Below are 24,327 nucleotides of genomic sequence, written 5' to 3'. Positions count from 1 at the left end.
ATGAAATTAGAATGATTATGATGCGTTCAATTAACTTACACTTTCGCAACTCAAGCCACAACGCCCGATTAACTCGGACGATGTGGTGTAAACATTTCTACCACTGAAGATGGATTTTGCCCTGTTTCTGCGGTCTGTACACGTGATTTAGCGTGTACGTTTTGCAATAAAGAGCTTTCTTCCACAGCTACTTTTTTACGGCCCACAGACAAACTCACAGGAATTAAACGAACAAATTCATACAGTTCCTGATAACTTTCCTCGCCTTCTTCATCATTATCTGAGTCTTCAAATTCAACTGCAGCCACATCTTGTAAATGTTCAATCAGTTCAATTTCGTCTGAACGGATATGCCCAGAAGCCAAACCAAAACCGAGTACGACACCCGCACACCAGTCGGCTAAAGCTTGTACGCGTTCTTGTAAAAGATGTTCATCATCTGGCAACAATGGCAAATAATCCAATTCATCTTCACACAAGGCATGTGCCACATCTTCAGATTCATCGGTTAATAGTGCCAGGGCTGCTGGCTCTAAATCGGGCACATTTAAGGTTTGCAAAATCTGCTGCCACTCAGTTTCTGTTGGTGCATTTGTCACACAAACTATACCTGTGAGTAAGCCGTGTAACTCACTTGGACTTGAAATTTCTTCAATGCCAGAAAAATTGCGAAACCATTCTGACCAACCTGAAATATCGTCTTGCATTCGTTTATCCAATCTCTATACTTCGTATATATTACCTTTGTTTGCAATACTGTGCGACCACGATATGTTAGAAGAATTACAGCGTCTACAAGCGCATATTGGTGTTTTAAAAACACGAATTGACCATTATGAAAGTGAAAACACGGCCCTCAGCACAGCCAAACAAACTGCTGAGGAACAGCATCATGCACAAATTGTGCAAAGAAACGGCATTATTACCGCAAAACAAGATGAAATTGAAAGTCTGACCGAGCAATTAAGCAGCACACAGGCACAGTTGCAACAACTGAATCAGGATGCAACGGCTTTGGCAGATCGTTATGGACGTTTAGAAAAAAGCTGTACCGATCTTAAAAACCGCTTTCAGGAAATTTTGGCAGAGCGTAACGAGTTACGCATTTTGAAAGAAAAGATGCTAAATGATCAACGTATGAATCAGCATGAAATTCAAACCCTGAAGCAAGAACGTGATAGATTGTTACAAAAAAATGAGCATGCCAAAGCCAAAGTTGAAGCCATTATTCAGCGTTTGGCAATTTTAGGTACGGCTCAAGACCATCATGCGCAAGAAATTCAACAACTTGCCCACCCTGCCGAAGTGAGTGAGGAAGGTTAATATGTCAGTTCAAATTCCAATTGATTTACGTGTTTTAGGACATAGCTTCCGTTTGGCCACCACTGAAGACCAAAAAGCAGATTTAGAACGTGCCGCGCAATTATTGAATGAGCGCTATGATGAATTTCGTCGTAAAGCGCCACGTATGGAACCTAGCAAACTGATTATTATGGTTGCATTGGAATTGATGCAAGAGGTTCTTTCTATGAACAAATCTTTGCAACATTATGCGCATTGTGAGCGTTTGCTGAGTACGATTCTGCAAGAAGTTGAAGCCTTAACTTAAGTGTTGGTTTTTTAACTTAAGTTTGCATAAAGGCTGTGCAAACAAGATCAAACTTTACAGTTCAACTGTGAACATGAGTTGCCAAGCCCCTGAGATGGGGTATACTAATTCTAACTCTGAGATGTTCGCCAGCGAGTCTATATCCCTGCCGATACTTAAATCTTAGGATTGCGTTCTGCATATTTAGAGCGTATGCCCATCTTGTATGGGAAACCCAGCAAGTATGCGTCGCGTCCGCCTTGAACTTCTTCGGGTTCAGGGTAACGACATGCAGCGGCATCTTCGGAGTGTTTCTAAATGATTGTTTTATAACGATCATGAACAAAATTCTTCAAATCTCCACCAAATGAATTTTCATTTTTTAGATCTTTGTATACTCCATGTATACCCAAGTTCTATTCACTTATTCAGCGACTGCTGATAGGAAATGAAAATGTCCAATAAAAAAACACATATTACCCTTTCATTTGTTAAAGGTCTCATTAAACAACTAAGTGATCCTTATGCAGATGAATCCCTTAAGGATTCCAAACAATACTGTTTTGATATTCCAAGTGGGAAACAACTTTTTTTTCGTGATCTTAAACTGATTGGATTTGCTATCAGAGCGACTCGCCACTCTCTTGTATATACTGTTGAAAAGAAAATGCCAAATGGTGTTCCCTGCCGTGTCACTATTGGAGATCATGGTATTTTTACACCAGAAACTGCTAGACAGAAAGCAACCGAATATCTCCTTGAAATGTCCCAGGGAATAAACCCAAACGACAAAAAAGAACAACTACGCCAAAAAGCCTCCCAAGGACGATTAAATTATCAGCAAATCCCAACTTTGATAGATGCTTATAAACACTACATAGAAGCTAGAACAGAGCTAAAGCCAAATACAGTTGCTGTGTATGACAGAGATATGAGCTTGTACTTAAAAGATTGGCATCATTTAAAAATTACAGATGTAACGATGGGTAATCCCCCCTAAAAATAATAGGATCTAAAAGTAGAATTTTCTCTTAAGATACGAGCAGGAGATTCTGCATGAAAACATCTAAATTTACTGACAGTCAGATCATGTCCATCTTGAAACAGGCAGAATCTGGCACACCTGTAGCGACCCTTTGCCGTGAACACGGCATGAGTAATGCTACCTTTTATAAATGGCGTGCCAAATATGGTGGTATGGATACATCATTAATGGCTCGACTGAAAGAGCTAGAAGCCGAAAATACCAGACTTAAAAAGATGTATGCGGAAGAGCGATTAAAGGCCGAAATCACCCAGGAAGCGATGGCAAAAAAGTGGTAAAGCCATCTTGCCGGCGTAAGATGGCACAACAGGCAGTTGCCCAGCATGCCATTAGTATTCGTTTGGCTTGTAAAGCATTTGGCATTAGTGAAACCTGCTACCGCTATCAAGCCAAACTCAGCGATGACAATGCACTCATTGCTGAACAGCTCATTGAACTCACTGAGGAAAATTCCGATTGGGGCTTTGGTTTGTGCTTCTCGTATTTACGGCATGTTGAGAGTTGCTGCTGGAATCACAAGCGGGTTTACCGCATTTACTGTGAGTTGGCACTGAATCTGCGTATTAAACCGAGAAGAAGACTAAAACGGCATGCGCCTGAACCATTGAAAGAACCAATCCGAGAAAATCAGGTTTGGTCATTAGATTTTATGCATGATCAGCTTTCCGATGGTCGCAAGTTTCGATTATTGAATGTGATTGATGATTACCGCCGCGAAGGCCTAGCCATTGAAGCAGGGTTCTCATTGCCCACAATCAGGGTTATTCGTACGTTGAATCAATTGCTGGAGTGGAGAGAAAAACCGTTAGTGATCCGATGCGATAATGGTCCCGAATTTATCAGTCACGAATTTGTGCGCTGGGCTACTGAGCACGGTATTCGTATTGAATATATTCAACCGGGTAAGCCACAGCAGAATGCGTATATTGAACGCTATAATCGGACCATACGTTATAGTTGGCTGAGCAAGCATTTATTTGATACTTTGGATGAAGTACAAGATTATGCAACAAACTGGTTGTGGCATTACAACCATGAAAGACCACATCAAGCTAACAAAGGAAAGCCACCTCTAATGGCTGCTTAACCTCTACTTTTAACTTCGGTTATTTATGGGAGGATTACCTTACCAGATGCATAAAAGCTTAAAATCCGTTTCAATGAACTATTCAAAATTATGGAAAATTCCCAGAATTGTCATAACACAGCGTACACAATACAGAATTCAGGAGATAAAAATGAAGTTTTTAAAAGCAATCGTAATTTCTGCCGTAATGATGGGAGGTAGCATGAGTTTTGTACAAGCAGGTGAACTTTTGCACATGCAAAGTCATCGTGAATTTAAAGAAACCGTAACGCATTTACGTGACGGCTTGGCTGCAAAAGGGATGCATATCTTTGCTGAAATTGACCATGCAGCTCAGGCCAACAACGTTGCTCTAAGCATGCCAGCAACAACGGTTTTGATTTTCGGTAATCCTAAAGCAGGAACACCGCTCATGCTCTCTGCTCCAGATGTTGCACTAGATTTGCCTTTAAGAGTGCTGATTCGTCAAAACGGTGAACGCGTTGAGGTACTCATGCACCCTGTGAACGACTTGAATTTACCGCAAGAATTAAAAGAAAAGTTAAGCCCTGTGGAAGCTTTGGTTAAAAGTTTAGTTGAAAGCCGTTAATCAATTGAAGATAGATGCGTTTGCTTTGGCAAAGTTAAAGCAATGTTTTAACAAATAAAATTACCTTTAAGATGTTTCCTTAAAGGTATCGTTCAATGCTTGCTGCACCGCATCTATTCTAGCTTTACAAGCTTTATAGGCCTGCATAGATTCTTCAACAAGATTCATCAGGTTATCAATATCTGGCTGTTCTTGTGCTTCCAACAATTCTGCATTTTTCTTCAGAATTTCATAGCCTTGCTTAAAGCTCAGTTCTTCATGATTCATGGGCGTGTACCTGCTGTACGGTGGCATCAATTTTGCCATCCTGTAATTCAATTTGAATGTGTTGATCTGTAATTTGCTGCACTGAACGAATGGCCTTACCCTTGCTTCTTGCAATTGCATATCCCTTTGCCAAAACTGTTTTCGGGTTCTGTAATAAAGTCTCACGCATTAATGTTTCAATCTGGGTCGAAGCAAGTTTAATCTGTTGCTGGGCAAAATATTGATGATTATTTTTTAGGTCTTCAATGCTGCGCTGTGCTTCTGCAATATGCTGTTGAGCCAGTGTTTTAACACGCTGTAAGCATTGATCATTTTGACTTTGATAGGCCACCAATTGATGTTGTGATACCAATTTGATGGTTTGTAATGCACTATTCGCTTCATTGACACGCTCCACAATTAAATTGCGAATCCCTGCAATCACTTTGCTAGGCGTATCAAATGAGCGATGTGCGATTTCATCTAAAATAGTACGGTCTTTTTCATGGCCAATGCCCACCCAAATAGGCACACTGCGTTTGCATAATAAAGCCGCAAGTTCATAATCATTCAAATAGGCCAAGTCATTAACTGCACCGCCACCCCGAATAATTACAATTAAGTCTGGTGCGGTTGGGTAATCCACGACCCACTGTTTCAATGCAGTCGCTAAAGCAGACATAATACTTTGAGGAGCAGTATTCCCTTGAAAAGTCGCAGAATGATAAACAAAGTGACAGACCTGCGCACGAGCCAAAACATCGGCGTCTTTTTTAAAATCTCCTAAACCTGCCGCATTTTCAGGTGCAATCACCAATACATTTTGTATATCAAAAGGTGCAGCTAACTGTTTATTTTTATGAATTAAACCTTCTATGGTCAGGCGCTGTAAAATTTGCTGATAGCGTTTGGCTAAATCACCCAGCGTAAAACTTGAATCAATTTCTTCAATATTGACCGAAAAACCATATTGCGGGTCAAAACGTGCTTTGACTTTAATCAGCACATTCAGGTCTTTTGTAAGCTCTATACCACTTTCACGTTCAAATTTTAAAACAATTTTTTGTGCGGTAAATTTCCAAATGGTGGCCTTACAACTTGCCACGACTTTATGGCTGTCTTCATCTTTTTCAGCCAATTCAAGATAATAATGCCCTGCTTTGATATTCAGATTGCGTATTTCGGCTTTTACCCACACAGCTTCATCAAAGGTCAACTGGATGACTTCTTGAACCGTTGCTAGGTATTCACTGAGGCTGAGCTGAAAATCTGACATATCTTAAATACAAAACGAATCTCCGCTATCTTACAAAATTATTTGCACATTCACATGATTAAAACTCAATCTAAAGCTGAGCCATTTGGCATGGTTTTCATTACTTAAAACACATAAGTGAATTTAATTCACTTACGACTGAGATTAAATCATTTTTATTCATGTTTTAATTGAGGTATAAATCTGCTCATGCTTTTAACGACACACATATTTATCGTTAGTTTTTGATTAAACCATGTGATTTAGCCTGTAAAACAAGCATGCAACTGATTGGAGAATGCCAAAACAGCATTTAGCAACTCCCAAAACAGCGTGAATAAAATTCAGGTTTTTCACAGAAATTTAGGTATTCGATCATCATGAGTCAAGAGTTTACATTTACACTAAAAACCATTCGTTTTGATGAAAATTATCATCCATCTGCGAATACACGCCTCACCACTAACTTTGCGAATTTGGCGCGTGGAGAAAGTCGTCAAGAAAATCTGCGCAAGACGTTAAAGATGATCAACAACCGTTTCAATGATTTAGCTCGTTGGGATAACCCAAACGGCGATCGTTACACGGTTGAAATTGAAATTGTTTCTGTGGATATTGATGTAGAGGGCAACGGCAAGACATTCCCAACGATTGAAGTCTTAAAAACCACAATTGTCGATCATTACAAGAATCAACGTATTGAAGGTATTGTGGGTAACAGTTTTTCATCTTATGTACGGGATTATGATTTCAGTGTTTTACTGCGTGAACACAATCAGAATCGTAATCAATTCAGTACACCAGAAAATTTTGGGGATTTACACGGAAAAATCTTTAAAAGCTTCTTAAACTCGAAAGCGTATCAAGATCACTTCAAAAAGTTGCCTGTCATCTGCTTAAGTGTTTCAAGCAGCAAAACTTATCATCGTACTGAAAATCAACACCCGATCTTGGGTGTGGAATATCAGCAAAATGAATTTTCACCTACCGATGAATATTTCAAAAAAATGGGCCTGCAAGTACGTTATTTCATGCCGCCAAATAGCGTTGCGCCTTTTGCTTTCTACTACACAGGTGACTTACTGAGTGATTACAGCAATCTTGAGTTAATCAGTACCATCAGCACCATGGAAACTTTCCAAAAGATTTACCGCCCAGAAATTTACAATGCCAATTCGGTTGCAGGTCAGTGCTATCAGCCAAGTTTGAACTATCAAGATTATTCATTGACTCAAATTGTATATGACCGTGAAGAACGCACACAACTTGCGATTCAACAAGGTAAATTTACCGAAGAAAGTTTTATCAAGCCTCACAAAGCCATTCTTGAACAATGGGCTGCCAACTACGTTGCTTAACTGACCCAAATAGATGATTGATTATGAAAATTTTATTGCCTACATCTACCGCTGGTAGCCTGCCTAAACCTGCATGGCTTGCAGAACCAGAAAAGCTTTGGTCGCCTTGGAAATTACAAGATGAGCAACTGCTTGAAGGTAAACAAGATGCACTGATTGTCGCTTTACATGAACAACAACAGGCTGGCCTTGATATAGTCAGTGATGGTGAGCAAACCCGTCAGCACTTTGTTACCACTTTTATTGAACACTTAAATGGTGTCGATTTTGAGCAACGTGAGACGGTGCGTATTCGTAATCGTTACGATGCTAGCGTTCCAACAGTTGTGGGTGAAGTGACCCGTCCTAAATCTGTATTTGTGCAAGATGCCAAATTTTTACGTCAGCAAACCAATCAGCCAATCAAATGGGCGTTGCCTGGCCCTATGACCATGATTGATACCTTGTACGATGCACATTATAAAAGCCGTGAAAAACTCGCCTGGGAATTTGCCAAAATTCTGAATCAGGAAGCTAAAGAACTGGAAGCCGCAGGTGTCGACATTATCCAGTTTGATGAGCCTGCTTTTAATGTGTTTTTTGATGAAGTTAATGACTGGGGCATCGCGACCTTAGAACGTGCCATTGAAGGTCTGAAATGTGAAACCGCTGTGCACATTTGCTACGGTTATGGCATCAAAGCCAACACTGACTGGAAAAAAACACTCGGTTCAGAATGGCGTCAATACGAAGCAGTATTCCCTAAACTACAAAGCTCCAACATCGACATTGTTTCACTAGAATGTCACAATTCACGTGTGCCACTTGAGCTCATTGAACTAATCCGTGGCAAAAAAGTCATGGTGGGGGCTATTGATGTTGCAACACATCAAATTGAAACAGCTGAAGAAGTGGCTGACACATTACGCAAGGCATTGCAGTTTGTAGATGCAGACAAACTCTACCCTTCAACCAACTGCGGAATGGCACCTTTACCACGCAATGTCGCCCGAAGCAAAATGCAGGCTTTAACTGCAGGTGCAGCATTGCTCAGAAACGAACTTGCTTTCTAAAACTGCGCACTCATCTTTCTGCAATTTTCTGATGGGTTCAGGCAAACTGGGCTGTTAAATCGGGTGTCATTTCCCAGTTTAACAGCGCAGTTAAAATGCCATTCATCACATCGTAATATCCACAGCCTCATTTAAATTCTTACTCATGTGACACAGCACATGATGATTCTTGATTTATTTATAGAGCAATGCTGAAAGTTCTAATGAGGAGCTTAGGAACAAAGTAATGGTTGAAGCAACTGACTTTAAAAATGCAATGTCTTGGTTAACAGGTGCGGTAAATGTCGTGACCACATCGGGAGCCTCTGGTCAGCATGGATTTACTGCATCTGCGGTATGCAGTGTGACAGATACACCACCAACGCTATTGGTCTGTATGAATCAGGCTGCACGTTCACATCTACATTTTATAGAAAATAAAATTTTGAGTGTGAACGTTCTGGGTGCACATCATCAACATCTTTCAAATGTGTTTTCTTCCAAAATGAGTTCAGAAGAACGCTTTGAACATGCCACTTGGACAAAACTTAAAACAGGCGCACCCGTACTAGAAGACGCGTTGGTCAGTTTTGATTGTCAAATCGAGCAAACGCAAGAAGTTGGCACACACACTATTTTTATTTGCCGTATTGTCGCTATTCAACATAGCCCACATGAGCAAGGCTTGGTATATTTCAATCGTGCTTATCACCATGTCGGACAAGCATCAATGCTTTAAAATTTAGTCAGAAAATGTTAAAGCAGCCGATTTGCTCATGCGAGACCAACAAGCCACGTATATGGATTAGTTGGGCAAGGTATAGCCTTTTTCATTAAATAAACGTAACGCAGCATCACACACCTCTGTATCGTAAATGGTACCGCGTCCACGCATAATTTCAGCCAATGCCACATCTACCCCCAAGGCAGGTCGGTATGGACGGTGTGATGCCATAGATTCAATCACATCTGCCACAGTCAGCACGCGTGCTTCAGGTAGAATTTCATCACCTTTTAAGCCATTTGGATAACCTGTCCCGTCCATACGCTCGTGGTGCTGCCCAATAATATCTGCAATCGGTATAATAAATGGCACATCTTTTAAAATGTCATAACCTGCTTGCGCATGCCCTTTCATCATTTCCATTTCAATTGGGGTTAAGCGTGAAGGCTTGGTTAAAATTTCTGAAGGTATCGAAATTTTACCAATATCATGCACCAAGCCAATTTCTTCCATTTGTAAACAACGCTTATCATCCCACCCCATTTCTTTGGCAATTGCACTGGCAATTAGGCCGACACGTCGCTCATGACCCGCAGTATATGGGTCTCGCATTTCTACCATAGTCGATACCGCTTGCAAAGTACCGTACATGGTGTCTTCGAGTTGTTTCACGAACATGGCAATTTGTTCTTCGGCTTCTTTTTGTTCGGTAATGTCTTGTGCCATGACAATCGTTGCAGGTAAACCATCATCCCAAATAATCATACGTGCATGTAGTGCAAAGGCACGGACTTGGCCATTTTTATGGCACATGGCAACAGTGCAAGACACGTTTGAACGTCCGCCCGCTTGTACCTGTTCCTCTGCATGCCGAACCACCTCAAGATTTTCTGGCGTTTGATCTATGAAATCAAATACATATTGACCAATCAACTCATCAACTGACCAACCCAACATTTCAGAATAACTTGGGTTCACATATAAATAGTAGTTATCGCGCTGCACATACATGCCCACCACGGTTTTTTCAACCATGCCACGGAAACGTTGTTCACTATCAATTAACGCCTGTTCAGTTTGGCGGATGGTGGTTAAATCTGTCCAAGCCACAATGGCGTCTTGCCCGACAATTGCCAATGTACGATGTGCAATACGTAAACTTCCATCTTTGGCTATTAAGCTAATTTCAGGGAATTGAATCTGTTTGCCCTGTTTCGCCGCAACAATCGCATCATGCCAATTGTGTCGCATAAACTGTTGTAACTTTTCATCGGGTGCAACTTTGTTCACCCAATGCTCACGGGTGACTAGCTCATCGCCTTTATATCCAAGCCAGTTTTCATAAGCTAAATTGACCGCCACAATGCGTTCATTTGCCAAGGAAATAATTTGCATTGGCACAGGTGACTGAAAAAACACTTCTTCAAAGCGTTGTTCCATTTGCTTAGAACGACTTTCGGCAAGCCGTCGCTGTTGTTCTGCAGAAAAACGCTCTAAAGCCGATGAGATATCTTTAGACAGATTTTGTAATAACTGAATTTGCTCATGGTCAAACTCATCACTACTTGTGGTATAGAGTCCAATTAAGCCCCAGAAATATCCTTGAAACATCAACGGCGTTAGTGCTGCTTGGCAGATTTTTTCTTGTTTTAAATAGCGACGCCACGCTTGGTATTCCTGCGATGCATTTTCATACTGATCATCATTTAAAACATAGGTATACACATCAATATCGGCACTGCTGTTTTTCACTTTTTGTAGTGGATATGGCGCTTCTTGGTTCAATGCCTGCTGCAACGTCATCAGGATGTGTGCATCGATATTGTGATGAAATTCTATAGACAGCATTTGATCTGCATGGCTATCTAACTTCATAGCAATAAAAATTTTGTCAAAGCTACCTAGACGCAATAACACATGCTGTAGTTCTTTTAACAAACCATGTTGGTTTTTGCTATGTGCAATAACACGGTTTGTTTCACTAGATAATTGATATAAATAGGTCAAGCGCTCCACACGTGCTTGAGACTTTAAGCGACTATAGACCTCTGTAATTTGACTGCAGATATGATCAATTAAATTTTGTTCTTCTGGCGTAAATTCGGGCATCAGCTCGGGCTGTTCGTACCAAATTCTGAGCATACCAAAGCTTTGTTGTTGATGCTGAAATACAGATTGCAACTCAGACTGATTTTCAGTTGTACGGGCATCGCCTAAATTGCCCCACTCACTTTCAATATTAATGCGTAGCTGTTTAGGGTGTGAAAAGCCTGAAGGAATAATCTTTAAAGCTTTGCCAAGCAAATCTGCCATATCGGCTTTATGTTCATTACACAGCTGATTAATCTGATTTAAGCAACGTACTTCTTTTACCCGATCACGTAAATCTCGGAGTAATCGCTCACGTTGTGTGACATCACGAACCACCATCACCCACACGGTTTTTTGACCTAAACGCTCAGTAAAAGGTGCGACATGACATTCAATGGTTTTCTGATCGGGCAAAGCCAGTTGTACCAAAAACTCATGTGGTTTTTGATTTAAACGTGAACATACAGGGCAGTTTTCAGCAAGCACGCGCGGATCATGCAATAATTCATGTACAGAACAACCCACTAAGCGTGCTGCAGACCTACCATGCACACGTGTAGCTGCTAAATTTGCCTGCTGAATTGTTTGATTGGCTTTTACAATATAGGTTGGGTCTGGAATGGTGTCATAAGTGCTTGCTGCTTTTGACAACATGCTAAACGGCTCTTTCAGGGTCGATTCCACTAAGGCAATATAAATAAACCAGTACGAATAAACCTTGAGTACATGCCCCCATAAATTGGCATCTGAATAAATCGATACATATTGAGTAAAGGTAAATTCCGAAGCCATCATGGTGAGCATGGACAAGCTAATACCAAAGGTCAGTTTTGGATTTAAGTATTTACGGCGTTGCCATAAATAAACCAGAGCGACTGCCAAAACCGCAATAATCAGATATTCACTATAAATTTTAAAGGATGTGAGCCCCTGCCCATCCACAAAGGCGGCTGGGAAATACCCTTGCATAATGGCAACCACCAGTGAAATGCTCACCACCCCAAAAAATACATTCAGCTGCAATGGCTTAATGGCACGGGTGAGCATAAACGGCGCGGCTAACATAGCAAAAGCTTGCAACAATCGTGCTGCTATCCAAAGCTGAGTGGCAGGGTTTGCACTTTCAATCGGCAGCAGTTGCATGCCTTGAAAAAGTAACGTGTGGAATAAGTCAATCAGTCCACACCAACCAATTGCGATGGCAATAAACACCACAAAATAGTTTCGAGTAAAATGCCGAGAAATGAGGGTCACAATCAAGGTTGTAACCGCAATCACAATTGAAATTAATTCAGCTAGTGTATGGGTGAATAAAAAACCAAGCGAACGATTGCTACACCAAATCAGCACTGCAAAATAGGTGGGCGTCAAGATCATCATATAAGGAGAAATAAACGACTTTAAGTCGAATACATCTGGTGATAACTGGTCACGAGATGATTTAGCCATAATATTTCCCCTATGAGATAACCTCATGGTATTGAATAAAATCGCACATCCATACCCTAAAGTATTTTAAAGCACGACTTACACCTACAGCCCCAATACATCAGGGACTACCGCTTTGTAAAATTAAATCCTACCCCTACATTTTGCCAAATTTATGCAACTTTTCAATAATTTAATTCTGAATTTGCATCATATCAAACAGACACAAAGGTCAAATCATCGGCTATTTATGCAGCTTACTTTCACTCAAACTTAAGTTTTACTTAATAATGCTAAAATAATTTCACTGGGGTGTGAATCTATACAATACTGATCTAGCAAAGGCTTGCTTTATGCTTCTGCCTTCACCACCAATACTGGCAATTGCGTAGAACCCAATACATGCGCAGCCACACTGCCCAATAACATTTTTTGCATTCCTGTACGGCCATGCGACCCCATAACAATACAATCGGCTTCCAGTTCTGTAGCGAGCGACACAATACTCTGCCCAATAGATAAACTTTTAATCACTCGAGTTTGCGCATCTACACCAACTCTTGCCGCAATATCACTGGCTTGTTGCAAAGCTTTTTCTGCATTGGCATAGACTTGTACAAAATATTCTTTCATTGGCGCAGAAACGTAGTAATAGGCAAAATCTAAATCTTTATACGGGTCTTCTGCCACAAGGCTAATCAGGGTCAATTCACCATTACAGGCTTTTGCAATTTCAGCAGCATGCTGTACCGCTGCTAAAGAAATTTTGGAACCATCTACAGGTACTAAAATATTCTGAAATGACATTTGAATTTCCCCTTTAAATTTATCAATTTATGTTCAGTACGATGACATTCATCTTACAGTCTATTGATCAATTTACAAGGAGCCTGTTGCTATACAATCTATGCTCGCCCGCGATGTTATAACCGATACAAAAATATGGATTCCGTACAGATCGCCTGAAATTCCAATCAAATTTCGCAGCAAGACTGCCCCTGATTTGACGATTTATTACGATAAATTTTATAGAATAATTTATGCTATAAATCACATATCCATTGATGAAAATTAAATAACAAGAGAGTTGTCTATGCCGCATTCTTACCACCGCGAAAAACATTATATTGAACGCTCTGGATGGTTACGCGCTGCAGTATTGGGTGCAAATGATGGGATTATTTCAGTCACCAGTTTAGTGGTCGGCATGGCAGCCAGTGGTGCCTCTTCACAAACTTTATTGGTCACTTGTATTGCGGGTTTAATTTCAGGTGCAGCCTCTATGGCCGCGGGAGAATATATTTCGGTCAAATCGCAACAAGATATTGAACAAAATGACCTTGCCATGGAAGCACGTGAGTTAGAATTGCATCCTGAACACGAACTAAAAGAGCTTAAAAATATTTATATGTTGCGTGGTTTAGATGAAAACCTTGCCGAACAAGTAGCGCAACAATTAACTGCGCATAATGCTTTAGATGCACATGCACGTGATGAAATTGGAATTTTAGAACATACCTCTGCCCAGCCTTTTACGGCGGCATTTTCATCGGCCTTGGCATTTACCGTGGGTTCACTGTTTCCATTGGTATCCATTCTACTGTTACCAGAACAACAACTCGCTAAAGGCGTCATGTTGGTGGGTGTCATCAGTTTAGGCATCATGGGGGCTTTGGCGAGCTATGTAGGCGGTGCAAGCATGTGGAAAGGTGCTTTGCGCGTCATGGTGTGGGGTATTGTGGCCATGTTGTTCAGTTCATGGATTGGCTCAATGTTCCATGTCGCTGTTGCCTAATTTTAAATTCAGTTAAAGCAGCCCTTAATCTAAACACAGAGAGGGCTGCTTGATCTCTAAACAAGTTACATTTATTCTTAAAATGCTTATTTTTCTCTAAACCGTTTGCATTGCTACACAATAGCCCTACCTGCTTTACACAATTTTTAAAAATCATTTTAAGCCAAGCTTAAGTTTGCAATTCTAGGCTAAAGCATCTCACAACATCTTCGATTGCATGACGATGACTCAACAACCGCAACCACATCACCCACCTTCTATTTTTTCGAGATTCAGATGGGGCGCTCCATCTATTTCATTGTTTAAGTTTAATTTACTGCTAGCTGTTTGGCTGGGTTTAGTCTTAAACTATGGATTTTATGAAAAAATTCATCAATTTACGCCGTATCAGGGTGTCAAAGCCACAGGCTTATTAATCGCAACAGTGCTTGTGATTGTGGCGGCGTATCATCTGTTATTGCAGTGGCTGAACTGGCGCTGGAATGCCAAAATAATGGCCAGTATCTTCATTGTGGTGGGTGGTTTTAGTGCCTATTTTGTGAATAGTTTGGGTGTTGTCATCACCCCTGACCAAATTCAGAATATGCTGCAAACCGATGTGCGTGAAGTGCGTGATTTGTGGTCTATACGCTTGATCATTTGGAGCACCCTATTGGTGATTGCTCCCCTGTGTTTGGTGTGGATAGTCAATATTCAAGCTACATCACTGCCACGCCAATTGCTACAAAAAACCTTGGCCAGCATGCTGTCACTGGTGTTTATTTTAGGATTATTGATTTATTTTTATGTTGATTATGCGGCTATTTTTCGTGAGCATCGTGACTTAAAAGGCATGCTATCCCCCCAAAATGCCATCGCGTCTAGCCTGTCTTATTATAAAAAGAAAGCACCCAAACAACATTTACCCCTGCTGCACTATGGTGAAGATGCGCATCGTATTCAACGCACCCAAGCAGGTACACCACCCAAAATTATGTTGCTGGTGGTCGGTGAAACCGCACGTGCTGAAAGTTTTTCACTCAATGGCTACACTAAAAATACCAATCCAGAATTGTCTAAATTGCCTATTCTAAACTTTAATCAGGTCAGTTCTTGCGGTACAGCAACCGCTGTGTCTGTACCTTGTATGTTCTCTGGCATGCCCCGTGCAGATTATGATGAGCAACTGGCTAGCCACCGCGAGGGGTTACTTGATATTGCACAACGTGCAGGCTATCAAGTGACTTGGATTGACAACAATTCAGGCTGTAAAGGTGCATGTGATCGGGTGCAGCAATATCAGATACCCGCTGCGTTAAAACAGAAATGGTGTGATGCCAGCGGAGAATGCTTGGACGAAATTTTAGTCGATAGCTTGCAGAGCTATTTAAGTCAACTTGACCCAAAAGATACACGCTCTCATCTGATTGTGTTGCATCAAATGGGCAGCCACGGACCTGCATATTACAAACGCTCTACTGCGGCTTATCAACCTTTCCAGCCCATGTGTAACAGTAATGCCATTCAAGGTTGCAGTGCCAATGCCTTGACTAACACGTATGACAACTCAATTGTGTACACTGACCATGTATTAAGTCAGTTGATTCAAACCTTGCAGCAACAAAAACATTATCAAACTGGCTTCTGGTATGTGTCAGATCATGGCGAATCGACAGGTGAGCATGGCTTATATTTACACGGTGCACCGTATTCAATGGCACCAAGCCAGCAAACTCATGTACCTATGCTCATGTGGTTTTCAGAGGCTTGGCAGCAACAACAGCCTGCTCAAGTTAACTGTCTGAAAGCACAGACTGCTCGCACCTTAAGCCATGACAATCTTTTTCCGAGTTTATTAAGTCTATTGGACATAAAAAGCCAAGTGATTGACCCTAAAAATGATATGCTCAATCAATGCGCATCCTCAACATCTACGCTCAACCACGAGTCCGCCCATGCCTAAAATATTAATCATTGAAGATGACTTTATGATTGCCGAGTCGACCCAGACCCTGTTAAAGCTGCAACAGTTTGAGGTTTCGTGGGTCAATAATGGTATTGATGGGTTAAAAGCTTTACAACAGCACAGTTTTAATTTGGTCTTGCTGGATTTAGGCCTACCCATGATGGATGGTATGCAGGTACTGAAAAATATACGGCAACTCTTTCCACAATTACCTGTACTGATTATTTCCGCACGTGATCAGCTACAACAACGGGTTGAAGGTTTAAATCAGGGTGCCGATGATTACTTAATTAAACCTTATGCTTTTGATGAGCTATTAGCCAGAATTCATGCTCTGCTCCGACGCAGTGGACAACCAATTGTTGGCAATGACAGCAGCATTTTACGCTATGGCGATTTAAGCCTAGACACCGAGCAACATCTGGCTAAATTTAAAGGGGACTACATCGAACTGTCTAACCGTGAATGGGCCATATTATTGGCATTAGTCAGTCATCCCAATAAAATTTTTTCTAAAAGCAATTTAGAAGATAAATTATATGATTTTGACAGTGAAGTCAGCAGCAATACCATTGAGGTGTATATTCACCATTTACGCGCCAAACTTGGCAAAGACTTTATTCGTACCATTCGTGGTTTGGGCTACCGTTTAGGATAAAATTAATGCCTTCCTATTCTTTGCAAAAACGCCTGATTATTTATGTTTCTGTTTTTAGTGTAATGCTGGGCTGCGTGTTGGTTTTTGCGGCCTATCGTATTGCACTTGAAGAAATGAACGAAATATTAGATGCGCAGATGCAAAGTCTGGCAGAACGTATTGCAGCCACTCAGCCTCAACCCACCCAAAGCCAAATTGATCTACAACAACGTTATAGCGAAGAAGATTTATTTGTCGATATCTGGTCTTATGCAGATACCGAATCTCCACAACATCCGCATGGCGTCTTGCTCGCTCCTGTCCCTAAAGCGGGTTTTTATAGCCATCAAACTGCATCGGGCTTATGGCATACCTATATTTTGCCGCAACAGGATGTGCAAATTCAGATTAGTCAGCAAAATAGCGTGCGGCAGTATTTGGCACTCGAATTGGCAGCGAATATGTTTATTCCTTATGCCTTATTTTTACCTTTTGCCCTACTCACTTTGGGCTGGCTGATTCGACATAATTTTCAGCCTTTAAATGCCTTTAAAAATGAATTGGCAAGCCGTAAAGCACAAGCACTGGACCCAATTCAGATGCAGCAATACCCTGTAGAGCTTGCTCCTACCATTCAAGAAATGAACCAGCTATTTATGCGTATTTCAAGCGCACAGCAAGAACAGCGCCAGTTTGTGGCAGACGCTGCGCACGAACTACGCACACCGCTTACCGCACTCAATTTACAAGTGCAGATTTTGCTGCAACAGTTCCCGCATAGTGATGCATTACAAAATTTAAGCCAAGGTGTTTTACGCTTGCAACACTTGGTTAATCAATTGCTGAGCCTAGCCAAACAAGATGCATCTGACAGCTTGACCGAACCCAATCAAAGCTTGTCTTTAAATCAAATGACCATTGCCTGCGTGGAACAACTGATTCAACTGGCACTGCAAAAAAACATCGATTTAGGTGTAGAACAACAGCAGGAGCTGAATATTTATGGACAAGCCTCTGCAGTCCATTCCATTATTTATAATTTGATTGATAATGCGATCAAATATACCCCTAAACATGGGGTAATTAATGTGTCTATTCTTCAACAAGCTGAAGCAGTGCTGTTGCAAATTGAAGACAGCGGTACAGGTATTGACCCTGCGCAATTCAACCAGATTCGACAACGTTTTTACCGCATTCACAACCATGCAGAAATTGGAAGTGGCTTAGGTCTTTCAATTGTCGATAAAGCAACACAGCGCTTAGGCGCAACGCTCGAGTTTTCTAAAAGTACCAGTTTAGGCGGCTTGTGCGTACAGGTAAAATTCCCCTCTACTGCAACGCAATCCCATACAATCCACTCAACAGAGGCTTAAATATATTCTACCGTTTCTGCCTTAGCGAACCGATCTGCAAACAACGCATAAGCCATTACATTTAAGCCCCAAATAATCCAGCCCGTCCAAAGCGTATGGCTTAAAAAATGCGCCCCGCGCATCATTTGTGCCCAGCCCATGGTAAAACCTAAAATCAAAGCGGCAAGTAGAAAAAAATACGCCCGCTTAGGCCGTGTAGTGCGATAAATAAAATATCCGACCAATAATGCAAAACCGCTTGAAGCATGTCCACCTGGGAAACAATGCCCTGCGGTGGCACTTAATTCCCATAAAATTCCCTGCGTTGTAGCCACTGCCATATCCCATGGGCAGGCATGCGCCGATTGTGATTTTAAAATGGCAATTGTGCTCGTTGCGAGCATCACCATAATAAAGAAATACCCAAATTCCCAGCGTCGTGGCTTGAATTTTTCAGAATAAAAAGACATCAGCCATGCAATGCCATAACTGAGATACACCGCAATTAATACATATTTAACATAGCGATGATTCAACTCTGCCAAAGCCCAGTGCTGACGCAACGGAAATGCAGCATTAACATCAATATAAGCTGTGATCAACTTTAAGTCGACTGCACCCGCAACCGTAAAAAAGTTAAGTAGCAGTATCGCACTGAGAATTAAAAATAAGCTCTGAGTCAATAAAAAGCGTGTGGTCTGGGGCTGCATATAAAATGCTCTGTAATATAGATAATGGGATGGCTGTGATTTTTAGTTTACTGATGCAGGCAGCAGACACAGCACCCACGTCACTACAATCATGCTTAAGGCAACAAACTGCGCTGCACTACCCATATCTATAGCATTTTTAGACAGTGGATGTTGTTCTAGTGAAATCCGATCGACCACTGCTTCAATGGCAGAATTCAGCAATTCAACAAGAAGTGCCAATAAACACACCGCCACCATAACCACCTGTTCAGCACGACCGACAGGTACAAAAAAACTGGATGGAATTAAAATTAGATTGAGCAACACAATTTGCCGAAAGGCCGCTTCTTGGGTAAATGCCGTTTTAAAACCTGCCCATGAATAACGAGTGGCATTGAGAATTCGTTGCACACCAGTTGTGCCTTTATAGGGAGAACGAGAAAGCATCATTCCATCACATTCTAAATGAAGGTGACTCATGCTAGAGGACTCATCTTAAAACTGGCTTAATTGCAGTGGGTTAATTTATTAAAAATAATTCTTGTTCCATCGTGGGATATTGAAGAAAGCTAGGATCTATAACTTTTTAATATCTAAAAATCATTGTTTTAGAAAAAAATCTCACCTTTTTCAATATCAGAATATTTTAAGTTTTGGATTACCCTACCGCAAAACAACTCACGGTTGCACCAACTGCTCTGCTTCCACTTTTTTCATATCAAATTCAGGACTTTCCTTCGCCTGAATAATTTGTACTGGAATAAAACGCACCTGTACCATACTTGGTTTGCCTCTTGGGTCTTGTTTTAATTTCTGATTCAAATCTGAAATTTTCTGTGCTTGAGGAGCAAGATCACCACGTAAAACTACCCGAACCAAAGTCATGTCACTACGACGGTCAAACTGAACTGTATCAATTAAATTATTATGCTGATTCAATTGTTCAGCAATGGTCGTTTCTATATGGTTTTCATAAATTTGCTTATTAAGCATAAAAAGAAAATTAAATGTTAAATAAACTCCTAAACCCAATAAAAAAATCAAACTCATTGCATTTCTTTTTATGAATTCGAGTACATTACTCTGTACTTCTTCATCTGAACCACGTCTAAAACCGGCCATCCACAATACAAGTGAAGAACTAATTTGTATGGCAACAATATTGGTCATGGCCAATAATGCCGCATTGGCCGCATGTTTCCATTCTAAATGAGCCAATAAAATACCACTCGCTACCAAAGGTGGAACCAAAGCTGTTGCGACCGCAACCCCAACCACTGCCACCGACAGACGTGGAGAAACTGCTGCAAATGCACCCGCTGCACCACCAGCAAGTGCAATCATCAAATCCATAATGGTAGGTTGAGTGCGGGATAAAATTTCATGGGTAATTGGAAGATTAATATTGATTAAACCCAACACCACACCAATCACAACAATCATAATCACGCCTAACACAAGCGTTTTGAATGCTGTTTTAAACAACAACCAACGGTTATCAATAAATGCTAGCGCAATCCCCGATATTGGCCCAAGCATCATCGCCACTAACATTGCACCAATGACCACTGCAGCTGAATTTGACAATAAGCCATAACCTGCAATAACAGCAGCCAAAGCATTCATAATAAAAAAGGTTTTACTTGGCAGAGCATCGGCCTGAATATTCAGACGCACCTGTTTATGATCAATTTTCTTGGAGTTTTCTCTGGCCGCTTGTTTATATTTGAGCTTTTCCTTGAGCAACTCGTATTTTTCTTGTTCGGGGCCATCATCTACCACAATGGTTGCTTCTTTATCTTTATCCATCTTCTGCCTCGGTTAGGCTAAGTAGGTATAACCTTAAGATTCCTGCTCAGCCGTAGAACGTGTGCAATTACGCCCACTGTGTTTTGCTTCATACAACTTATTGTCTGCTATTTCCAAAACTTCAGAGACATCTTGCGCATCTTTAGGCCAGAAAGAAATGCCTATAGAGATCGTGATTTGCCCCATGTCATGAATAGTGCTTTCCTGCATAGTTTTGCGCAGACGCTCTGCAGCTTTATATGCCACACTTGGCTCGCCTGTGGTCATTAACACAAAAAACTCTTCACCACCACTACGGCAACAAATATCATGCTCTCTGAAATTATCTTGCATAAATCGTGCAAGTGTCTGCAACACTAAATCACCTTTAGCATGCCCATATTGATCATTGACCCTTTTAAAGAAATGGCGAATTCAAACATGAGGTGCGACAGTTTCAAAAGCCTTATGATAATCAACAAGCTGAACAAACTTCTCTAATGGTGTAAGCCAATCTAACGCTTTTCTAGGACGAGTGTTCAGTGACATGGCAACTTGATTTAAATAATGCTGATCTGCCTGATTTAAATAAATCCCTTTAGGTAAATATTGCCTAATTAAACCATTCATATTTTCGCATGTGCCTTTTTGCCAGGGTGAATGTGGGTCACAGAAATATACATCTATGCCTAAATCTTCTTCGAGTATTTTATGTTCTGACATCTCACGTCCACGGTCATAGGTCAACGTTTTACGCAGTTCTGCAGGTAAATATTTCAGAGCTTCAGTTAAAGCCTTGCGCACTGATTCTGCCTTTGCATCAGGTAATGTTGCCAAGATACAGAGCCGTGTATTTCGTTCAATAAGTGTTGCTATCGAACTTTTATTGTCTTTACCTTTAATTAAATCGGCCTCCCAATGAACCGGTATTTTTCTTTCTTGAACTTCGGCTGGGCGCTCATGAATAGTTTTAATATCCTGTAATATAGAATAGGACTTACGCATTGACGGATTCAAAAAAGTATTAAAATACTTTATAAAGTATCTGTGATCAGACGAATTAAACATGCTTCTACAGCAACTTGTACATTACCCATTTATATGGGCTTTCTCATGACAGAACCGAACTCTATTAGCTGCACACAACTTGCCGAGACTTATAACATCTCGCATGATAGTGTAAATCGCTTTCTAGAACGTGAAGACTACACACCTCACGACCTATATCAAGAAGCAATTCAACATATTGATAATAATAAACTTATAGTCAGTATTGATGATACTGTTTTAGATAAACCATATAGTCAACATATGGACTTGGTTAGCTATTTTTGGTCAGGCAAACACCACCGATCCGTCAAGGGTATTAATCTCATTACCTTGTATGCGACAGATCAGAATGGTCAAAATATTCCAATTAATTTCCGAATTTATGACAAATCTGAAAGTAAAACCAAGAATGATTACTTTATGGATATGTTAAGTGAAGTACTCAGTTGGGGTGCAAAGATTCAATTTATTACAGGTGATAGTTGGTATTCATCGACTGGAAATCTAAAAACCATAAGAAAATATGGTATTCGATTTATGTTTGGTATCGACTGTAACCGTAAGGTTTCCCCAGAAAAAGGACAATGGTTTCAACTGCGTTTATTGCCAAATTTCCATCAGGGTCAAGTGGTCTGGCTCAAAGATTTTGGCTTTGTACAATTATTTAAGACTCAGTTAAAAGAACAGCAGAGGTTTTATATTGTGCATCAAGATGAAGATGATTTATTGTCCTTTGAAGGTTTTCATGAATTACATTCAAGTCATTGGAAAATAGAGCAATATCACCGGGTGATTAAACAGGTTTGTCATATTGAAAAGTTTCAAGTAAGACGATCTAAACTGATTTTGAATCATATTTTTTCAGCCTTGATGGCCTACATTGAGATACAAAAGAACCAGTTTGAGCGGATCTTTGAAAATATATATCGTTGGCAGAAGAAATTATTTAGACCAATTATCAAAAACTTCATTGATGACTTTATTCTCGATAAAAATCATCTGCTACCACAGAGAATCTATAAATAATAGTGCGTAAGTCCTATAGAATCTTTTTTAGGTTCACCGTTAGCTTTTCGCTTTTTATTTTCATGACGCAGACAGGATAATAAGTCTTTTTTCAACTCACCCTTTGGTAATGCTCGTATAGTTGAGTAAATCGTTGTATGGCTTACATTCATTGTTTGATCCAAATCAGGAAATGTCTTTAAACGCTTCGATATTTGATGAGGAGACCATAAACAACGGATCGCTTCAACAATAAATCTCCAAAGGATTGAGTCGATTTTGAGTTTTCTGTGACTACGTCTACGTCTACGTCTAGCGAAGGTGTTATCAGAAGCATATCGAGCTTGATAAACGTCATTGATGCTATTTCTTTTAAGTTCACGATAGATCGTACTAGGATGTCTTTTAATAAGTTCAGCAAATTTTCTGGGTGAAAAGCCTTCTTTTCTTTACTCAAGCATTAATGCAGTACGATCTTCAAAGTTAAGATGATGGTATGACAATTTTATATACTCCATAAACCCTTTAAATTAATTAGGTGGTTTATGTCGCACTTCAAGTTTTACTCTGCCCATCATTGCAGTCAAAATCGTGGTCAAAAATTTAACCTGATCGCTTTATAACTTAAGCACAATATTATTGGATGATGACCTGTTAAATATTTATAGGTCATCATCTAAAATTACACTTTCATTATGGCTGCTGACTAAATAAATTATAAATCACTTTTCTGAGCCATTGATGACTGGTTTGATGGTGGCATGAAGTATGCCAATACTGTCTTACTGGATAGGTTGGAAAACTTAAAGGTGCATTTACAACCTTTAAATTCCCTCGTGCCAATAATACTTCACTTAAATAATAAGGCACGGTCGCAATCATATCGGTTTCTTGCACAATTAAACCCACACCCAAATAACTTGGGATACTCATTAAAATATTTCGCTTTAACCCTAAATTACTTAATTCATTTTCAATATGATAATGCCCGATACTGGTATCCACATCGACATGCGATTCACGGATATACGCATTCACATCTAAACTATTTTCACAAATTCTTGGATGATCCTTACGACACAACACAATATAATATTGCAAGAATAACTGTTGCTGATAAAAACCTTGTTCTAACTCAGGTAAAAAACCAATGGCAAAATCAATTTCACCATTTGCCATTTGATAACTGGTTTCACGGGTAATTGGACGAATTTTGATTCTGACCGTGGGTGCATGTTCTTTTAAATATCGACTCAGTTTAGGCAACAATACTAAATGTGAAACATCTGTCATCGCTAAAGTAAATAATTGATCTGAATGTGTCGGATCAAAATCTACCTTAAAATTATTGACCGTTTCTATTTTATTAATAATTTCACTAATTGGAGAAAAAATCTGTTTTGCCAATTCTGTAGGCAGCATTTCATTGCCCACCCTCAAAAATAATGGGTCATTAAAATGCTGACGAATTTTATTTAAACAGTTACTAACCGCAGGCTGACTCATGCCCAATGCATCTGCTGCTGCAGACACATTTTTTAATTTATATACATAGTAAAAAATCTGTAGCAGTTTGCTATCTAACTTAAACATATCCATCTTTCCTTAGAATCAGTTTCAC

General features: G+C 40.3%; 23 protein-coding genes, 1 other RNA gene and 2 pseudogenes. 14 read left to right on the top strand and 12 right to left on the bottom strand.

What is annotated here, in order from left to right; genetic code table 11:
* Window positions 1-68 precede the first annotated feature (68 nt).
* Window positions 69-707, bottom strand: a complete 639-nt coding sequence (locus tag ACNS8M_RS04265) for a UPF0149 family protein (RefSeq protein ID WP_168418643.1) — start codon at window positions 705-707, stop codon at window positions 69-71.
* A 64-nt stretch (window positions 708-771) separates the two neighbouring features.
* On the opposite strand from ACNS8M_RS04265, the gene ACNS8M_RS04260 reads away from it, so the two are divergent.
* From ACNS8M_RS04260 to ACNS8M_RS04235, 6 genes are all read left to right on the top strand, one after another.
* On the top strand, window positions 772-1,323 hold the full coding sequence (locus tag ACNS8M_RS04260; protein ID WP_168461725.1) for a hypothetical protein: 552 nt from the start codon (window positions 772-774) through the stop codon (window positions 1,321-1,323).
* Between the two features lies 1 nt (window position 1,324).
* The gene (locus ACNS8M_RS04255) at window positions 1,325-1,609 is read left to right on the top strand and encodes a cell division protein ZapA (RefSeq protein ID WP_168418645.1); all 285 of its coding nucleotides are present in this window, start codon (window positions 1,325-1,327) and stop codon (window positions 1,607-1,609) included.
* Between the two features lie 110 nt (window positions 1,610-1,719).
* A non-coding RNA gene (gene ssrS, locus ACNS8M_RS04250) (6S RNA) lies at window positions 1,720-1,902 on the top strand.
* A 140-nt stretch (window positions 1,903-2,042) separates the two neighbouring features.
* Complete coding sequence (locus tag ACNS8M_RS04245) at window positions 2,043-2,588, top strand: integrase arm-type DNA-binding domain-containing protein (RefSeq protein ID WP_419225199.1); 546 nt, start codon at window positions 2,043-2,045, stop codon at window positions 2,586-2,588.
* Between the two features lie 56 nt (window positions 2,589-2,644).
* A protein-coding gene (locus ACNS8M_RS04240) for an IS3 family transposase (RefSeq protein ID WP_419225198.1) occupies window positions 2,645-3,720 on the top strand; the annotation gives its coding sequence in 2 pieces (ribosomal slippage) (window positions 2,645-2,897 and window positions 2,897-3,720; 1,077 coding nt in all).
* Window positions 3,721-3,871: 151 nt separating this feature from the next.
* Window positions 3,872-4,309: a DUF302 domain-containing protein gene (locus tag ACNS8M_RS04235; protein WP_168542650.1), complete on the top strand. Its 438-nt coding sequence runs from the start codon at window positions 3,872-3,874 to the stop codon at window positions 4,307-4,309.
* Window positions 4,310-4,375: 66 nt separating this feature from the next.
* Here ACNS8M_RS04235 and xseB read toward each other — a convergent pair whose 3' ends face one another.
* Together xseB and xseA are read right to left on the bottom strand one after the other, a co-directional pair.
* Window positions 4,376-4,576, bottom strand: a complete 201-nt coding sequence (gene xseB, locus ACNS8M_RS04230; RefSeq protein WP_168418647.1) for an exodeoxyribonuclease VII small subunit — start codon at window positions 4,574-4,576, stop codon at window positions 4,376-4,378.
* Window positions 4,566-5,831, bottom strand: a complete 1,266-nt coding sequence (xseA, locus tag ACNS8M_RS04225; RefSeq protein WP_419225197.1) for an exodeoxyribonuclease VII large subunit — start codon at window positions 5,829-5,831, stop codon at window positions 4,566-4,568. The genes xseB and xseA overlap by 11 nt, the downstream gene beginning before the upstream one ends.
* 359 nt (window positions 5,832-6,190) lie before the next feature.
* Here xseA and ACNS8M_RS04220 point away from each other — a divergent pair, with 359 nt between their 5' ends.
* The 3 genes from ACNS8M_RS04220 (at window position 6,191) to ACNS8M_RS04210 (ending at window position 8,938) form a co-directional block, all read left to right on the top strand.
* Window positions 6,191-7,168, top strand: coding sequence for a DUF1852 domain-containing protein (locus ACNS8M_RS04220; protein WP_168461869.1), 978 nt, complete (start codon window positions 6,191-6,193; stop codon window positions 7,166-7,168).
* 23 nt (window positions 7,169-7,191) lie between these two features.
* The gene (locus ACNS8M_RS04215; RefSeq protein WP_168418650.1) at window positions 7,192-8,220 is read left to right on the top strand and encodes a methionine synthase; all 1,029 of its coding nucleotides are present in this window, start codon (window positions 7,192-7,194) and stop codon (window positions 8,218-8,220) included.
* A 226-nt stretch (window positions 8,221-8,446) separates the two neighbouring features.
* A complete protein-coding gene (locus ACNS8M_RS04210; RefSeq protein WP_168418651.1) occupies window positions 8,447-8,938 on the top strand; it encodes a flavin reductase in 492 nt (163 codons plus the stop codon).
* A gap of 66 nt (window positions 8,939-9,004) precedes the next feature.
* Here the strand turns inward: ACNS8M_RS04210 and ACNS8M_RS04205 are convergent, their stop codons facing one another.
* Complete coding sequence (locus ACNS8M_RS04205) at window positions 9,005-12,463, bottom strand: MASE3 domain-containing protein (protein WP_419225196.1); 3,459 nt, start codon at window positions 12,461-12,463, stop codon at window positions 9,005-9,007.
* Between the two features lie 330 nt (window positions 12,464-12,793).
* A complete protein-coding gene (locus tag ACNS8M_RS04200) occupies window positions 12,794-13,249 on the bottom strand; it encodes a universal stress protein (RefSeq protein ID WP_168526109.1) in 456 nt (151 codons plus the stop codon).
* A gap of 286 nt (window positions 13,250-13,535) precedes the next feature.
* On the opposite strand from ACNS8M_RS04200, the gene ACNS8M_RS04195 reads away from it, so the two are divergent.
* The 4 genes from ACNS8M_RS04195 (at window position 13,536) to ACNS8M_RS04180 (ending at window position 18,192) form a co-directional block, all read left to right on the top strand.
* Window positions 13,536-14,237, top strand: coding sequence for a VIT1/CCC1 transporter family protein (locus tag ACNS8M_RS04195; protein ID WP_168418654.1), 702 nt, complete (start codon window positions 13,536-13,538; stop codon window positions 14,235-14,237).
* A gap of 223 nt (window positions 14,238-14,460) precedes the next feature.
* The gene (locus ACNS8M_RS04190) at window positions 14,461-16,179 is read left to right on the top strand and encodes a phosphoethanolamine transferase (protein ID WP_419225195.1); all 1,719 of its coding nucleotides are present in this window, start codon (window positions 14,461-14,463) and stop codon (window positions 16,177-16,179) included.
* A complete protein-coding gene (locus ACNS8M_RS04185) occupies window positions 16,172-16,840 on the top strand; it encodes a response regulator transcription factor (protein ID WP_419225193.1) in 669 nt (222 codons plus the stop codon). Before ACNS8M_RS04190 ends, ACNS8M_RS04185 begins: the two co-directional genes overlap by 8 nt.
* A 5-nt stretch (window positions 16,841-16,845) precedes the next feature.
* On the top strand, window positions 16,846-18,192 hold the full coding sequence (locus ACNS8M_RS04180) for a sensor histidine kinase (RefSeq protein ID WP_419225192.1): 1,347 nt from the start codon (window positions 16,846-16,848) through the stop codon (window positions 18,190-18,192).
* Here ACNS8M_RS04180 and ACNS8M_RS04175 read toward each other — a convergent pair.
* The 5 genes and pseudogenes from ACNS8M_RS04175 to ACNS8M_RS04155 form a co-directional block, all read right to left on the bottom strand.
* Window positions 18,189-18,881: a phosphatase PAP2 family protein gene (locus ACNS8M_RS04175; protein WP_419225191.1), complete on the bottom strand. Its 693-nt coding sequence runs from the start codon at window positions 18,879-18,881 to the stop codon at window positions 18,189-18,191. The two genes, ACNS8M_RS04180 and ACNS8M_RS04175, sit on opposite strands and share 4 nt — an antisense overlap.
* Before the next feature lie 42 nt (window positions 18,882-18,923).
* Window positions 18,924-19,310 (bottom strand): diacylglycerol kinase, encoded by a 387-nt coding sequence (locus ACNS8M_RS04170; RefSeq protein WP_419225323.1) that lies wholly within the window; start codon window positions 19,308-19,310, stop codon window positions 18,924-18,926.
* Window positions 19,311-19,541: 231 nt separating this feature from the next.
* The gene (locus ACNS8M_RS04165; RefSeq protein WP_419225190.1) at window positions 19,542-20,672 is read right to left on the bottom strand and encodes a DUF389 domain-containing protein; all 1,131 of its coding nucleotides are present in this window, start codon (window positions 20,670-20,672) and stop codon (window positions 19,542-19,544) included.
* Between the two features lie 33 nt (window positions 20,673-20,705).
* The gene (locus tag ACNS8M_RS04160; protein WP_419225188.1) at window positions 20,706-21,029 is read right to left on the bottom strand and encodes a GGDEF domain-containing protein; all 324 of its coding nucleotides are present in this window, start codon (window positions 21,027-21,029) and stop codon (window positions 20,706-20,708) included.
* 57 nt (window positions 21,030-21,086) lie between these two features.
* Window positions 21,087-21,650 (bottom strand): annotated as a pseudogene (locus ACNS8M_RS04155) (IS30 family transposase); the annotation flags it as partial.
* Window positions 21,651-21,698: 48 nt separating this feature from the next.
* Here ACNS8M_RS04155 and ACNS8M_RS04150 point away from each other — a divergent pair.
* Entirely contained in the window at window positions 21,699-22,727 is a 1,029-nt protein-coding gene (locus ACNS8M_RS04150) for a transposase (RefSeq protein WP_419225187.1), read from the top strand.
* A 14-nt stretch (window positions 22,728-22,741) separates the two neighbouring features.
* Here the strand turns inward: ACNS8M_RS04150 and ACNS8M_RS04145 are convergent.
* A pseudogene (locus ACNS8M_RS04145) lies at window positions 22,742-23,224 on the bottom strand (IS30 family transposase); the annotation flags it as partial.
* Between the two features lie 175 nt (window positions 23,225-23,399).
* Complete coding sequence (locus tag ACNS8M_RS04140; protein WP_168418659.1) at window positions 23,400-24,299, bottom strand: LysR family transcriptional regulator; 900 nt, start codon at window positions 24,297-24,299, stop codon at window positions 23,400-23,402.
* Window positions 24,300-24,327 lie beyond the last annotated feature (28 nt).

Origin of the sequence: Acinetobacter sp. A2, assembly GCF_048537555.1 — a bacterium.
In the GTDB taxonomy this organism is placed as follows: domain Bacteria; phylum Pseudomonadota; class Gammaproteobacteria; order Pseudomonadales; family Moraxellaceae; genus Acinetobacter.
Note: the sequence above shows the minus strand (reverse complement) of the source record. Positions and strands in the feature narration are given on the sequence as shown.